This window comes from Butyrivibrio sp. AE3004 (assembly GCF_000703165.1).
Lineage (GTDB): Bacteria > Bacillota > Clostridia > Lachnospirales > Lachnospiraceae > Butyrivibrio.
Genome location: NZ_JNLQ01000002.1, coordinates 1,463,894 through 1,477,557, shown reverse-complemented (window position 1 = coordinate 1,477,557; position 13,664 = coordinate 1,463,894). Strand labels below are relative to the sequence as shown.

The window sequence follows — 13,664 nt, the reverse complement described above, 5'->3', positions numbered from 1 at the left end:
ACATCATCTTTTTAATATAAAACGTATGTCACCTATTTTCTCAAATTATTATTCGATTTAATAGTGATAAATTTCACCTTATATAGCAAAAAAGAGATTAATATTGTAATGGTTATCACAATAACAGGTCTCATATACATAAAAAATGCATTTCCATATAGTCCGGGAACCGTTCTGTCAATGCACCATCCGACAAAGGATATGATCAGTACATGATAAAAATAAATACCTGATGATAACTCTCTTCCTATATAAGAAAGGCATTTTTCAATGAATGTTTTATCGTTTTCAGATATCTGACCTTTATCTTTATCACTCCTATAGCAGCCGACAATTATTAGTCCAATTACAATAAGGAGCGATCCGAAATACACCTCTATCTGTCCCCATTTTTTATATTCCATAAGCGTAGAAAAAATGCCGATTATAACAAGCATTGTTCCAAGGGTTAATGGTTGTTTTACCTTTAATTCTGCTTTCTCATTATTTATCCAAAATCCAAGCAAAGTAAAAGGTATCCCAATAAATAACCAGTTTCTTATCGTGTACCATACTGAAATATTTATTCCAAAAGGTCTTATTGGATAATAAATCTGTAATCCTTCTCCCAAAAACAAAAATGCTAATAAAATTACAGATATTGGTTTGGCAGCTTTTTCCATCATAGGAGCAAAAATATATATAAGTCCGTAAACATATATAAGCGCAAACAGATACCACATATGATCAAAAGCATAGGTGAAGTCATAAATAAATTTTCCGGAGTTAAAAAGAATCAGTCTTGAAAATTCAAATAAATTGAATTTTTCATGGAACCATGCAGAAGCTCCATATCCGACTGTCATTGCATATATAAAAGAATATGCAGTATATATAGTCCAGATTTTTAAGGTTATCCCAATAGTTTTAAATAACTTTCTCCCCGCACTTTTCCTTATAGAATAAGCATCAGGGTGTTTTTCTTTTGTAAGGTAAATTCCCGCAATAGCAAAAAACATCGGCACGCCAAAACGTGCCAATGCTTCAAACAGGTCCCCTATTACAGCCGGAAATTTACAATGAATAAGGATAATCAGTATACATGCACAAGCTTTAATCTTATCAAACGTATAATTTCTCATTAATCAATTCCATAGTCCGAAGAATTCTTAAGTCTGCTGAGTGCTCTTGCCATAGCAGCCTGCGCAGTGTAATACTCTTTAATAGAATTATTCTGACGCATTTCTTCTTCAGCTCTTTCCAAAGCTCTCTGAGCTCTGTTTCTGTCAATATCTTCGGGTTTCTCAACGGTATCTACAAGTACTATAACTCTGTTATTTGCTATCTGTGCAGAACCCACACCTACAATAGCATCAATTTTATCACCAATCGAATCCCTGATAGTCATTTTTCCATTATATATGGCAAGTACAATTTCTTCATGATCCGCCAGAATTGCATACTCTCCATCTTCACAGGGAAGAATTATTTCCGATGCTCTGTCATCATAGAAAACACCATTTATGGACATGACTTGTAAACGAAAAGTCTTTCTATCAGCTTTCAACGTAAAGTCTCCTTAGTATGCGAGAATAGTTCCGGCAAAATCCATGCATTACTCGTTGGTATTTCCCTCAAGTTTTTTAGCCTTCTCAACTACTTCATCAATTGTTCCAACATTAAAGAAAGCTCCTTCAGGATAGCTATCCATTTTTCCTTCAATGATCATCTTAAAGCCTTTAATAGTTTCTTTAAGCGGAACATAAACTCCTTTCACACCAGTGAAATTCTCAGCAACATGGAAAGGCTGTGAAAGGAATCTTTGTATCTTACGAGCACGATAAACAGTAAGCTTATCCTCCTCGCCCAATTCATCCATACCAAGAATTGCAATGATATCCTGCAACTCCTTATATTTCTGAAGCATTTCCTGAACCTTGGTAGCAACCATATAGTGTTCCTCACCGACCACGTCTGCTTCAAGAATGCGGCTTGATGACTCAAGAGGATCGACTGCAGGGTAAATACCTTGCTCAACAATCTTACGTGAAAGAACAGTTGTTGCATCCAAATGTGCAAATGTTGTAGCAGGAGCCGGGTCTGTAAGGTCATCAGCAGGAACATATACCGCCTGAACCGATGTTACTGATCCTGTCGTCGTTGAAGCGATTCGCTCCTGGAGTTTACCAAGATCTGTTGCAAGTGTAGGCTGATAACCTACCGCAGAAGGCATACGCCCAAGAAGTGAAGAAACCTCTGAACCTGCCTGAACAAAACGGAAAATATTATCAATAAATAAAAGTACGTCCTGTCTTTCCCTGTCTCGGAAGTATTCAGCCATTGTAAGTCCTGTTTCGGCAACCCTCATACGTGCTCCCGGAGGTTCATTCATCTGTCCGAAAACAAGTGCGGTTTTTTCAATAACCCCGGACTCCTTCATTTCAGTCCAAAGATCATTGCCTTCACGAGAGCGCTCACCTACACCGGTAAATATTGAATAACCACCGTGTTCGGTAGCAATATTCTGTATAAGCTCCTGAATCAGGACAGTTTTACCTACACCGGCGCCACCAAACAGGCCAATTTTTCCTCCCTTGGCATACGGTGCAAGCAGATCTATAACCTTTATTCCTGTTTCAAGAATCTCAGCTACAGGACTCATATCCTCAAGCCTAGGCGGCTCTCTGTGTATAGACCAGTGCTTTTCACCTTCAAGGTCAGGTCCGCCATCTATAGTATCTCCGAGAACATTAAAAAGCCTTCCCAGATTTTTTCTGCCGACAGGAACGCTTATAGGTCCTCCTGTCTGATATACAGGCATGTCTTTGGCCAAGCCTTCACTTGCTGTTAACATAATGCATCTTACAACGTTATCTCCAATGTGTTGTGCGACTTCCATTATGCCCTTCTTATCGCCAACCTTGACCTTCAGTGAATCATTTATATATGGCAAATTGCCATTTTCAAATAAGACGTCTACTACAGGTCCCATGACCTGCAGGATTTTACCTTCATTACTCACTAATATGTCCTCTTGTTAATCATTTGTTAACATATGTTTTTTTATTTAGCAGCCTTCTTTGCTTTTGCTGCTTTTGCTGCTTTAGCCCTTCTTAGTGCTTTAGCGCCACTTGCTACTTCAGTAATCTCCTGGGTAATTGCTGCCTGCCTTTGCCTGTTGTACTGCTTAGTAAGTTCGCTTATCATAGAAGTCGCATTTTTGTTTGCGTTGTCCATCGCCATCATTCTTGAATTCTGTTCAGAGCAGAAGGTTTCAACCAATGCTCCATAAATGAATCCATTTATAAAATTAGGAACAATGTTATCCAAAATTGCTTTCGGACTTGGATGGAATATAAATTCTTCGTTGTATGCATCAATAATTCTATATCTGTTTCGTGCAGTTTCTATGATATCCAGAGGAAGTATCTTCTCCATCTTCACTTCACTTGACAATGAATTTTTCATGGATGTGTAAACAACGTATACCTCATCAATAACACCATTGGTATAATCATCAATAATTATTGAAGCAATGTCTCTCGATCTGTCCAAATTCGGATTCTGAGCAGTATACCTGAAATTTTCCTCAATTTTAAAACCAAGGCTTGAAAAATAATGTCTTCCGAATTCACCTACAACATATAATTTGTAATTCACAAGATTATTATTTTCCCTTATATGCTTTTCGGCAGTTTTTACAACATTATGATTAAAAGCACCGGCAAGCCCTTTATCCGAAGTCAGGACAAGATATCCTTTTGCTCTGGCATTAAACGGTATATCATCCGTGGTTTTCAGGAAAATATCTTCAACATCATCAGGAATATGCCTTGAAACTCTCGCGATCATAGCCTGAAGGGCATAAAAGTATGGCTCCGTCTCAACAAGCTGCTTTTTTGCCTTTCTAAGCTTATTGGATGAAATCATGTACATCGCATTTGTAATTTTCATTGTGTCGCGAATACTGCTAATTCGGTCACGAATTTCCTTTATATTTGCCACTGAAAATCACCTTAATCCAAAGTTAATACTTTTCTCTTCTTTTTTATCTCGTCCTTCAAGCGATCATTGTTAATTCTCTCAAACTGATCCGCCGCTTCAAGAATATCCTTTTTTGTACTTTCGGAAAGATCCTTAGATTTTTCCAGATCTTCAACTATATCCTGTCTGTTCTCTTCAAAGAATTTAAGAAGTCTGTCCTTATAATCCCTAACCTGATTAACAGGAACAAAATCAAGCTTGTTACCGTTTGCACATACCAGAAGAATAACCTGCTCATGCATTGAATACGGTTTTCCGAGCGGCTGTTTTAAAAGCTCCATAAGAACGCTTCCGTGACGGAGCTGATTCTTTGTAGTTTCATCAAGATCTGATGCAAACTGAGTAAATACAGCCATTTCTCTATATTGAGCAAGGTCAATACGTATGCTTCCCGCAGCCTTCTTCATAGCTTTAGTCTGAGCAGCACTTCCAACACGTGATACTGAAAGTCCTACGTTAACAGCCGGCCTCATACCTTCAAAGAACAAGTCGGATTCAAGGAATATCTGTCCGTCTGTAATTGAAATAACATTTGTAGGAATGTATGCAGATACATCCCCCGCCTGAGTCTCGATGATAGGAAGCGCTGTAATAGAACCACCGCCAAGATCACTGGAAAGCTTACTTGATCTCTCAAGAAGTCTCGAATGAAGATAAAATACATCTCCTGGATAAGCTTCTCGTCCGGGTGATCTCTCAAGCAAAAGCGATAATGCTCTGTATGCTACCGCATGCTTTGATAAATCATCATAAACTATAAGTACATCCTTACCCATAAGCATAAAATATTCTGCCATAGCAGTTCCGGCATAAGGAGCAATATATTGCAAAGGCGCACTGTCAGAAGCGGTTGAAGCCACAATAATGGAATATTCCATAGCACCTGCTTCTCTCAAGGTGTTTATGAGCTTTGCTATTGTGCTTGCTTTCTGGCCGATAGCCACATAAACACATATAACATCCTTGCCCTTCTGGTTAAGAATGGCATCCATGGCAATTGATGTTTTACCGGTCTGCCTGTCTCCGATGATAAGTTCTCGTTGTCCTCTGCCTATCGGGAACATGGTATCAATAGACAAAATACCGGTTTCAAGCGGTTCATTTACGGAACGTCTCTCAACAATACCCGGAGCCGGCTCTTCGACAGGTCTGTAAACATCTGTCTTTATTTCTTCTTTTCCGTCAATAGGATTGCCGAGCGCATCTATAACTCTTCCTACAAAAGCCTCTCCAACAGGTATTCCTGCCTGCTTATAGGTTCTTACGCATCTGCTTCCTTCCCGGATTCCTTCATCACTTCCAAAAAGGATGACACCGATATGATCGTCACGAATATCCTGTACCATTCCTTTTGTTCCATCTTCAAAGCGCACTATCTCACCGTAAAATGCATGATCTATACCGACCACATTCGCAATACCGTCGCCTACCCAGATGGTTTTTCCAACCTCTTTGCCTTCTGCTTTAAGGTCAAAATTATTTACCCTGTCTCTAATGATGGAAACAAGGTTTTCAGCACTTGTATTCTGTCTCTTTTTTGTAAGTTCTATTAGTTCCTTGAGCTGCCTGGTACGACCATCATCACTCCAGTCATACTCAAAATTACCGTAATTAACAATAAATCCACCGCCAACCTTAGGGTCGTGGACAATTTCAAGCTCAAGGTCCGGATTGTTAAACTTCTTCGCAAGTGTTTTCTTTATTTGCTCCGCTTGTCCTTCATTTGGTGCAACAGAGGAATATCGAAGTCTTGCCTTATTATCGTTTACCATAAACTTCCAATCCTTTGATTTTTATTATTCGCTCTTTTCAATAGCCTCAAAAATGAACTTATTGTAAAGCTCTTTGTCTGTTTCTTCATCATGCTTTGATACGGCAATCTTATTAGCGGCATGAACAACAAGGTCTGTAAGCTCTGAAACATATGCATCTTTTTCACGTTGTGCTTCTATCTGAGCATTGTGCTTTGCCTCAATAATAATCTGTTCAGCCTTTTCCTTAGCATCCGTAATAATGCGATCATATTCATCGTAACCGTCTTTTTTTGACTTTGCGATAAGTTCATCGCATTCCTTGCCTGCATCATTAAGCTTTTTAACATAGCTTTCTTTCAAAGCTTCCGCTTCCTTTTCCTTGCGGACAGCTTCATCTGTAGCATGATCAATTTCTTCTCTTCTTTTCTGAAGAATCTCATCTACTCTTCTAAATAAAAATAATCTGAACACCACATATAAGATCAAAAGATTGATCACAGTATATACGATGTTCATAATGCTGATACTTAACACGTTACTTCTCCTCCCTACAAATATCAGGTAAACAGGATCATAATTGCAACAACGAAGCCGTAAATAGCTGTCGCCTCAGCAAGGGCACAACCAAGAAGCAATAGCTTCATTATCTTACCGTCAGCTTCGGGCTGACGTGCTACGGCATCAACTGCCTTAGCTGTAGCCACACCGATACCTATACCTGCTCCTAACCCTGTAAATGCTGCAATTCCTGCACCAAGCGCTGTTAAACTCATAAAAAGTCCTCCGTTTCATTTTTATTTTAAAAAATGTTTATTCTATCGCCTCTTTTATGTAGAGAGATGTAAGAAACACAAATACATATGCCTGTATCAGACCATCAAATATATCAAAGTAAACACTGAATGCTGCCGGTATAGCTACCGGTACTACCATTTTCAAAAGTTCCATAATAACGGTAGCTCCGATTACATTACCAAAAAGACGCATGCATAGTGAAAGAGGCCTGATGGCAAGCTCCAAAATATTCATAGGTGTGACAATAGCCATAGGCTGTGCAAATGACTTTAGCCATTTGCCGAATCCTTTGTGAATGATCCCTGCTGCTTCAACAAGGACAATACTTGTCAGTGCAAGCGCTAATGTCACATTAAGATCCATGGTTGCAGGTGTAAATCCAAATAATCCCACCAGATTGGATGCACCGATAAATACAAGTACAGCAGCCATATAGTCCCTGTACATATAACCTTCTTCGCCAAGCATGCCGCCTGTTATACTACGAAGTCCATCCACTATCATCTCAGCCAGGAGCTGTTTCGTACCAATGTCATGCACTTTCATATTATTGGTAAGAAACATCAAAAATAATGTAATTACTATTATCACACCCCAGGTAACTACAACTGACTTATTAATATCAAAAAAGCCGTTCATAAAGTCAAAGTGTATCATCACTTTATCCTCTAATAACAGCTCTTCTAATAATCCTCCAATGTCCATACTAACACCGTCCCAAAATATAAAAATTATCGTTTTATAAACTTATATTATTATACTTCGGGCAGAGATTTTTCACAATGGAAACTTACTCTGCCCCTTAAGTTTTAGCCTCGCTTATATTTGAAAGAAGCATGCTTTGCGCCTGCGCGTTTCAACATCTTTACGGTCTTTTTATAATTTTTCTTATCTCTGCATTTTATTAAAATTTTAGCATCCTTTTTTATTCCTTTAAAAGAATTCTTCCCTATTTTCTCAAGGCTATCAGCATATATCGTTATTTTTTTCAGATTTTTGCATCCATAAAATGCCAAATCACCTATAGTTCTGATATTCTTTCCAAGCGTTATGCTTTTTAATTTCCTGTCATTTTTAAATAAGCCATTGTTTATTCCGGTTATTTTGTAAGCTCTTCCGTTGTATGATATTTCATCTCCAACTGTATCTGATTTACCCTTTTTACCTGTAATTTGAAAAACAGTGGCTTCATCAGCAGGCGTTATATAAAAACACTTTTTACCGGAGAAAATAAGTCTGTCCTTTGGAAGTATATCCTCATCAGTCTTAACAATTTCTACAGCAACCGGATCAGTGTTATTCTGATCACTTACCTTAGTCTGATCATTATTGCCTGAGTTTTTGCTATTTTCCTGTTCCTTTGTATTACCTTTTTCTTCTACAGGCTCAGGTTGTATTTTCTTCCAATGAGCATATAAAACATGATCATACCAGCTAACAACAAGTGAATCATTTTTTACTTCTTCACCACCTACAATCTCATGATACCATCCGTCAAATTCATAATCTTTACGGGTAAGGTCCAAAGGAAGTGTCCCGTATACTTCACCGGTCTTTCTTGATACGGAAGATAATGTGCCTTCTCCGCCATTTAGATCAAAGCTGATATTACAGGTTTTAATCGGATTATCAATAACACAAAATTCAGTCAAATGAGTATCAGCGGTTTCTGCAGTTATTTTACAAATACCAAATCCAACAATCTCATATTCAACGCCTTTTTCTCCCATATCCTTAAGCTTTATTATATTATCATCCGAGCAGCTCCAGTTTACTTTGACATTATCAGCATTTTCAGGATAAAGCTTGTAACTGATAGTTCCTTTTTGTCCGTAAGCAGCTCTTAAATGAGAAATTGATAATTCAATATCAGAAGTCGGTATTTTACCATTTTCATCCGTACTCTTAATGACACAGGAGGATTTTATCTTAGCGTCAGGTGTCATAAGAGTTATCTTTGAATACCCTGATCCGATTGCTTTGTAATTTCCTTCTCCATCAACAGTGATTACATCCGTATCAGAACTTATCCATGTAAAGTTTTTATCTGTAGCATTAGAAGGTTTATAAGAATATTTTAAAGAACCGCTATCTCCTTTTTTTACAGTGAGCTCTGTAGAGTTAAGCGAAAGCTCTGTTACAGGAACAGTATCAAAATCTTTTTTGGACTTGATAATATTTTTTACATTATCAAAGGAATATTTTGTGCCTGTTGCTTTAGGAAAATTATTAAAATCTCCTCTTCTGTTTCTCTGTGAATTTATTGTCCAGGTACCATCCCCTGTTATAGTACGTTTATATTTTGAAATTGTTTCTGTAGTAAGATGATAATATGCATGCTTTACTTCATACTTAAACTCATCGTTATGCTTTTTGGAAAACGTAGCATCATCCCATGTGGCATCAACCTCATACCACTGACCTCCAAGCATTACAATATTCCATGCATGATTTCCGGCATTATCAGCTTTTGTATATCCTGCAATAGTAAATGCATTCACATTTATTCCATCCAGCAGATAAGCATACGCCTGCGCATAGCCATCACATACTGCTTTATTATTTATAAGAGCTCCGTAAACAGTATGTCCTATATGAAATGTCGTACCGTAATTCTGACATTCCTTATCATAGGTAACACTATTTATCAGTTTGTCGTGAATAGCCAGTTCTTTTTCAAGAGTTCCTTTAGCACCGGTTATTGTAGAATCCGAAAGGAATTCTGCTTTAGCCTGTCTTATTTCTTCTTCCATTTTGTCAAAAGAAGACTGATCATATTCAGGTACCATGGATCTTAAGAAAAAGTAGCAGCCATATGTTTTTTTACCTGTTATTTTGTTTGTGGTAACAATATTAAAAACACGAATTCCCGCAAGTGTCAGCTGAACAAGTTCGGGATGATCATATCTTACAGCTCTGAGCATAACCTGATACTGCTGTTGTGTATATGGATTTTTATCTGTCGCATCAAGATCAATCGGATATACATATGGATCTGTAAACTCAGTTTTTGATCCATAGTCATATACATGCTTACTGGCTGCCATTACAGCCTTGTACATTCTCTTTTCCGTATCATCAAGATTTTCATAGTGAGGGCCTGTTGAAACCTCAGGAACATATGCATTAAGCGACTGTAAATTTAAATCATCATCTTCTGATACTTCAAGCTCAATTTCTGTAACCTCAGGCATTGGTGCATCAGGCATATCACCTGTCGGATACTCAAATTCGCAAATTTCATTTTCGCTTGCATTAACGTTTATAGCAGGATAGCTATAAAAAACCGTCAAAAAAAATGATGCTGCTAATAATGCCAGCATCAATTTACCCAAATTTTCCCCTATTACTTTTTTCATTAAATGATTCCCCTTATTTATTCAGGTTTTTAAAACGACCCATCTATTATACATGCAAGCTCCCATATATCGTCAAGAGTATAACCGGGTTTAGTTTCCATTTTGGAAATCATTTCTTCATCAGCCTCTCCTGTAAGCACGCAGACAGAAACCGCACCTGCATTCTGTGCAACAGCAATGTCAGTATATAGTCTGTCACCCACACAGCATATATGTTCATTTTCAACACCCGTCATTTTAGAAATAATATCTACCATATTTCTGTTAGGTTTTCCGATATATACAGGTTCCTTACCAGATGACGCTGTAAGCAGAGCACATATACTTCCGCAATCGGGAAGGACCTCTCCCTTTGGCATAGGGCAAACCCAATCCGGATTAGCAGCAATAAAGTCCGCATCTTTTCTTAAAAAATGTACTGCCAGATCCAAATCCCTGTATACCAGCTCCGTATCAAAACCAACACATACGACAGGAATATTTTCTTTTTCATCAAGACTTACGCGAATACTGTCAAATTCCTCAGAGTCATAAATGGCAGCATTAAAAGCTTTAAGTCCCGCAGCTACAATTTCATCATAAAAAGGTTTTGTTCCAACAACATATATATATCTGTCGGAACAATTCCTTCTAAGGTACTCTGCGGTAGCCATCCCAGAAGTATAAATATTTTCACGCTCACAGGGAAACCCAAATCCTTTTAGCCTTTTAATATAGTCATTGCCTGATCTTGAAGAATTATTTGTTAAATATATATACTTTTTGTTGTGCTTTTCAAGTGTATGTATAAAATCTACCGCGCCTTCAAAGACATTATCTCCCAGATATAATGTACCATCCATATCAAGAAGAAACAGTTCACATTCATCAAGCTTTTTATAATCGTTTTCTAAAGATAAGTTCTTTCTCATTAGCAATATTACTTGTGGCTTGATTTTTTAGCCTTGACCTTTTTTCCAATATCATTCTCGGAAACATCGGAAACAATTACAGTATCTCCTTCTTCAAGACCGCATTTAATCTCGGTATATCCGTTGCCGCTTTTTCCTTTCTCTACGCTCTTTCTTTTTACCTTATTGTTATCATACACATAAACGCAATCGCCTTGATCATCTGTATATACAGCATTTTCAGGAACGCAAAGAGCATCCTTATTGCCTTTGGCAACAATTGTCACATCGGCTTCTAGTCCAATTGTCGGCTTAGCTGCCTTATCGTTGATTTCAATATCAACCTTAACTCTGGGCTTTCCGTTTTCATCTTCTGTAGCAATGGGAGAAATAGCAGCTACACTACCCTCATATGTTTTCTTGCCCATATTTATCTGTGCAGGCTGCCCAAGCACTACTCCATCAATATCAAAACGTGAAACCATAACAGAAACCTTGTAACCCGTTGAAGGCTGTACCACAAATAATGGTGTTCCTTCTTCAACAAGAGCCCCATCATCAATAAGTCTCTCAATCACAGTTCCGTCAACACTTGACTCAACGCCCTTTTTACCGGCATCCAACTGGATGTTGGCCTTATTCATTTCAATTTTTGCAAGTTCAATCGAATCCTCGAGCTGCTTAAGATGAGATTCATTAACAATTTTATCCTGAGCCCTTGTTTTCTCATCAAGACTACGTTCCCATTCCTTCTCAAGGAGACTTAATTGATTTGTAATTTCTGTATATACAGCAAAATCTTCAGGTGTAAGTTCTTCTACAGGAAGTTCTGAAAGGGCATCTATATTCTGATCAATATCGCTTTTTATCTCTGCAGCCTTATTTTCAGCGTCTGTTTTTATACCTTCAATTTCTTCAAGTTGTTCCTGAAGACCGTCAACAGTTTCTTTTTTAGATTCAATATCACTATTTAATGTCTCTAATTCTTCACTGTCATCCTGTATCAGATTAAATAAACGATTATAGTCCTCTGAGTCCTTTTCGCAGTTGTCAATTTCTTCCTGATAAGCATCAATCTCATCCTTTACTGCGATAATTTTATTTTTCATATCGTTAACATCTGCCTGTGCCTCATCGACCTTCTTTTTCATTTCCTGATAATCATTATTGGCAGATTCTCCTGTGGACGCAACATTATCAAGCTTGTCCTGCATTTTTCTTATGGACTCTTCCAATTCCTGTGTAGCACTTTTTACTTCCGTGTTTCTCTCATGCTGCGTTACAGTAATTGTCTCTCTGTTCTTCTCGAGATCTGCATACTGTGTTTTTAATTCCTCAACACTTTTGCCAATGGATTTAAGCTTTTCAATGTTGGCGTTATTATCTGTAACTGCCGCATTATAACCATCCTCGTAATAATTGGTATTAACAGAAGCAATCTGTGCATCTGTAACAAAGGAGTTAAGATCGTATTTTGCCAGCACTTCATTTTTAGCAACAACATCATTTACTTTATGACAAACATTTGTGATTTTCCCTGAGGCAGGTGCATAGACAGTAATCGCCTTATCAGCTTCAATTTGTCCGACTTCAACGATACTTGAACTAATAGATGATTTAACAACATTATCAACAATCACTGTATCCGGATATGCATAATAAGCAATTCCACCACCAATAACACAGATAGCCGCAACTCCGCCGGCAATCAGTTCCCTAAAATAACTTTTCATAACAATCCCCCCGATAAAGCTAAGGTAAAAATATCATTATTCATTATATCAAAAATAAACTTGATTACCACAAAAAAATTAGGCCTCAGGAAAATCCCGAGGCCTAAAAAGAACTAATTAAAGATCGATGCTACCTGTCATCTTGTTATTAACTACGTAATAAGCCTTGTTCTCTTCAGGCTTTACATAAAGCTCAAGATTTTTAGCACCTTTAACTCCATATTCTGCTTCATATGCTGCTTTTGCTCTTTCTACAAGGTCATCCTGAGAAATAGACTTATCACCATACTGAAGCTCGACTTTGGTCTTGATAGCTGCCATAATATTCCCTCCTCGTAAAATTTTTCATAAACTTTTTTGATTATAATACTGTTATAGTACCTTAGTCAAATAAAGTATACGAAAAAGCGTATTATTCCGCGGATTTCAAAGCAATATTGTCCTTATCTTTGTAAATATGTTTAGCAGGAACGCAACCTCTTACAGAAGAAAGCGGATATATATTACTCTCCCTTCCGACAACAGTACCGGGATTAAGAACACTTCCGCATCCGACTTCTACGTTGTCGCCTAGCATTGCACCTACTTTTTTTAAGCCTGTCTCAATTTGATCGTCATCACCGTTCTTAATAACTACAAGTTTTTTATCAGATTTAACATTTGAAGTAATTGATCCGGCGCCCATATGTGATTTATAGCCAAGAATAGAATCACCCACATAATTATAATGAGGAACCTGAACTTTATTAAAAAGAATAACATTTTTAAGCTCAGTTGAATTTCCTACAACCGCACCTTTACCTACAATAGCATTTCCTCTTATAAAAGCACCCGGTCTGATTTCAGCATCCTCATCAATAATGCAGGGCCCTGCAATATAAACATTATCGGAAAGGAATTTTGCGCTCTTCGCAACCCAGATATCTTCACCTCTTTTTTCAAATTTATCCTCGGGAAGTGTTTTTCCAAGCATAATAATAAAATCCTTTATTTTAGGAAGAACCTCCCAGGGATACGTTACGCCTTTAAAAATATCGGCTGCGATAGTTTCATTTAAATCATACATATTTTCAATTTTATAATTTTCCATGGTATGCCTTTCTTATTAAC

The 13,664-nt window shown here is 37.6% G+C and carries 13 protein-coding genes; all 13 read right to left on the bottom strand.

Annotated elements, in window-relative coordinates; genetic code table 11:
- Positions 1-32: 32 nt before the first annotated feature.
- On the bottom strand, positions 33-1,121 hold the full coding sequence (locus BV60_RS0109525) for an acyltransferase family protein (RefSeq protein ID WP_029321257.1): 1,089 nt from the start codon (positions 1,119-1,121) through the stop codon (positions 33-35).
- Entirely contained in the window at positions 1,121-1,546 is a 426-nt protein-coding gene (atpC, locus tag BV60_RS0109520; protein WP_242840967.1) for an ATP synthase F1 subunit epsilon, read from the bottom strand. The genes BV60_RS0109525 and atpC overlap by 1 nt, the downstream gene beginning before the upstream one ends.
- Positions 1,547-1,594: 48 nt before the next feature.
- Positions 1,595-3,001: a F0F1 ATP synthase subunit beta gene (gene atpD, locus BV60_RS0109515; RefSeq protein WP_255358109.1), complete on the bottom strand. Its 1,407-nt coding sequence runs from the start codon at positions 2,999-3,001 to the stop codon at positions 1,595-1,597.
- A 41-nt stretch (positions 3,002-3,042) separates the two neighbouring features.
- Complete coding sequence (gene atpG / locus BV60_RS0109510) at positions 3,043-3,984, bottom strand: ATP synthase F1 subunit gamma (protein WP_051656628.1); 942 nt, start codon at positions 3,982-3,984, stop codon at positions 3,043-3,045.
- A gap of 11 nt (positions 3,985-3,995) precedes the next feature.
- Complete coding sequence (atpA, locus tag BV60_RS0109505; protein WP_035777204.1) at positions 3,996-5,795, bottom strand: F0F1 ATP synthase subunit alpha; 1,800 nt, start codon at positions 5,793-5,795, stop codon at positions 3,996-3,998.
- 24 nt (positions 5,796-5,819) lie between these two features.
- Positions 5,820-6,311, bottom strand: coding sequence for an ATP synthase F0 subunit B (locus tag BV60_RS0109500; protein WP_029321252.1), 492 nt, complete (start codon positions 6,309-6,311; stop codon positions 5,820-5,822).
- Positions 6,312-6,334: 23 nt separating this feature from the next.
- On the bottom strand, positions 6,335-6,550 hold the full coding sequence (atpE, locus tag BV60_RS0109495) for an ATP synthase F0 subunit C (protein ID WP_026510393.1): 216 nt from the start codon (positions 6,548-6,550) through the stop codon (positions 6,335-6,337).
- 37 nt (positions 6,551-6,587) lie between these two features.
- Entirely contained in the window at positions 6,588-7,277 is a 690-nt protein-coding gene (locus tag BV60_RS0109490; protein ID WP_029321251.1) for a F0F1 ATP synthase subunit A, read from the bottom strand.
- 104 nt (positions 7,278-7,381) lie between these two features.
- Complete coding sequence (locus tag BV60_RS0109485) at positions 7,382-9,931, bottom strand: Ig-like domain-containing protein (RefSeq protein WP_029321250.1); 2,550 nt, start codon at positions 9,929-9,931, stop codon at positions 7,382-7,384.
- A gap of 29 nt (positions 9,932-9,960) precedes the next feature.
- Positions 9,961-10,842: an HAD-IIA family hydrolase gene (locus BV60_RS0109480; RefSeq protein ID WP_029321248.1), complete on the bottom strand. Its 882-nt coding sequence runs from the start codon at positions 10,840-10,842 to the stop codon at positions 9,961-9,963.
- An 8-nt stretch (positions 10,843-10,850) separates the two neighbouring features.
- Positions 10,851-12,554: an HlyD family efflux transporter periplasmic adaptor subunit gene (locus BV60_RS0109475; RefSeq protein WP_029321247.1), complete on the bottom strand. Its 1,704-nt coding sequence runs from the start codon at positions 12,552-12,554 to the stop codon at positions 10,851-10,853.
- Positions 12,555-12,671: 117 nt separating this feature from the next.
- Entirely contained in the window at positions 12,672-12,875 is a 204-nt protein-coding gene (locus BV60_RS0109470; RefSeq protein ID WP_051656626.1) for a DUF6465 family protein, read from the bottom strand.
- A 91-nt stretch (positions 12,876-12,966) separates the two neighbouring features.
- Positions 12,967-13,644 carry a UDP-N-acetylglucosamine pyrophosphorylase gene (locus tag BV60_RS0109465; RefSeq protein WP_029321245.1) on the bottom strand — a complete coding sequence of 226 codons (678 nt, stop codon included), beginning with the start codon at positions 13,642-13,644 and terminating at the stop codon, positions 12,967-12,969.
- Positions 13,645-13,664: the final 20 nt, after the last annotated feature.

What these genes read in the sequence shown, in the direction of transcription:
- BV60_RS0109490 (WP_029321251.1), bottom strand. Translation starts at nt 7,277, where the DNA reads ATGGACATTGGAGGATTATTAGAAGAGCTGTTATTAGAGGATAAAGTG.
- BV60_RS0109485 (WP_029321250.1), bottom strand. Translation starts at nt 9,931, where the DNA reads ATGAAAAAAGTAATAGGGGAAAATTTGGGTAAATTGATGCTGGCATTA.
- atpE (WP_026510393.1), bottom strand. Translation starts at nt 6,550, where the DNA reads ATGAGTTTAACAGCGCTTGGTGCAGGAATTGCAGCATTTACAGGGTTA.
- atpA (WP_035777204.1), bottom strand. Translation starts at nt 5,795, where the DNA reads ATGGTAAACGATAATAAGGCAAGACTTCGATATTCCTCTGTTGCACCA.
- BV60_RS0109470 (WP_051656626.1), bottom strand. Translation starts at nt 12,875, where the DNA reads ATGGCAGCTATCAAGACCAAAGTCGAGCTTCAGTATGGTGATAAGTCT.
- BV60_RS0109480 (WP_029321248.1), bottom strand. Translation starts at nt 10,842, where the DNA reads ATGAGAAAGAACTTATCTTTAGAAAACGATTATAAAAAGCTTGATGAA.
- BV60_RS0109525 (WP_029321257.1), bottom strand. Translation starts at nt 1,121, where the DNA reads ATGAGAAATTATACGTTTGATAAGATTAAAGCTTGTGCATGTATACTG.
- BV60_RS0109465 (WP_029321245.1), bottom strand. Translation starts at nt 13,644, where the DNA reads ATGGAAAATTATAAAATTGAAAATATGTATGATTTAAATGAAACTATC.
- BV60_RS0109475 (WP_029321247.1), bottom strand. Translation starts at nt 12,554, where the DNA reads ATGAAAAGTTATTTTAGGGAACTGATTGCCGGCGGAGTTGCGGCTATC.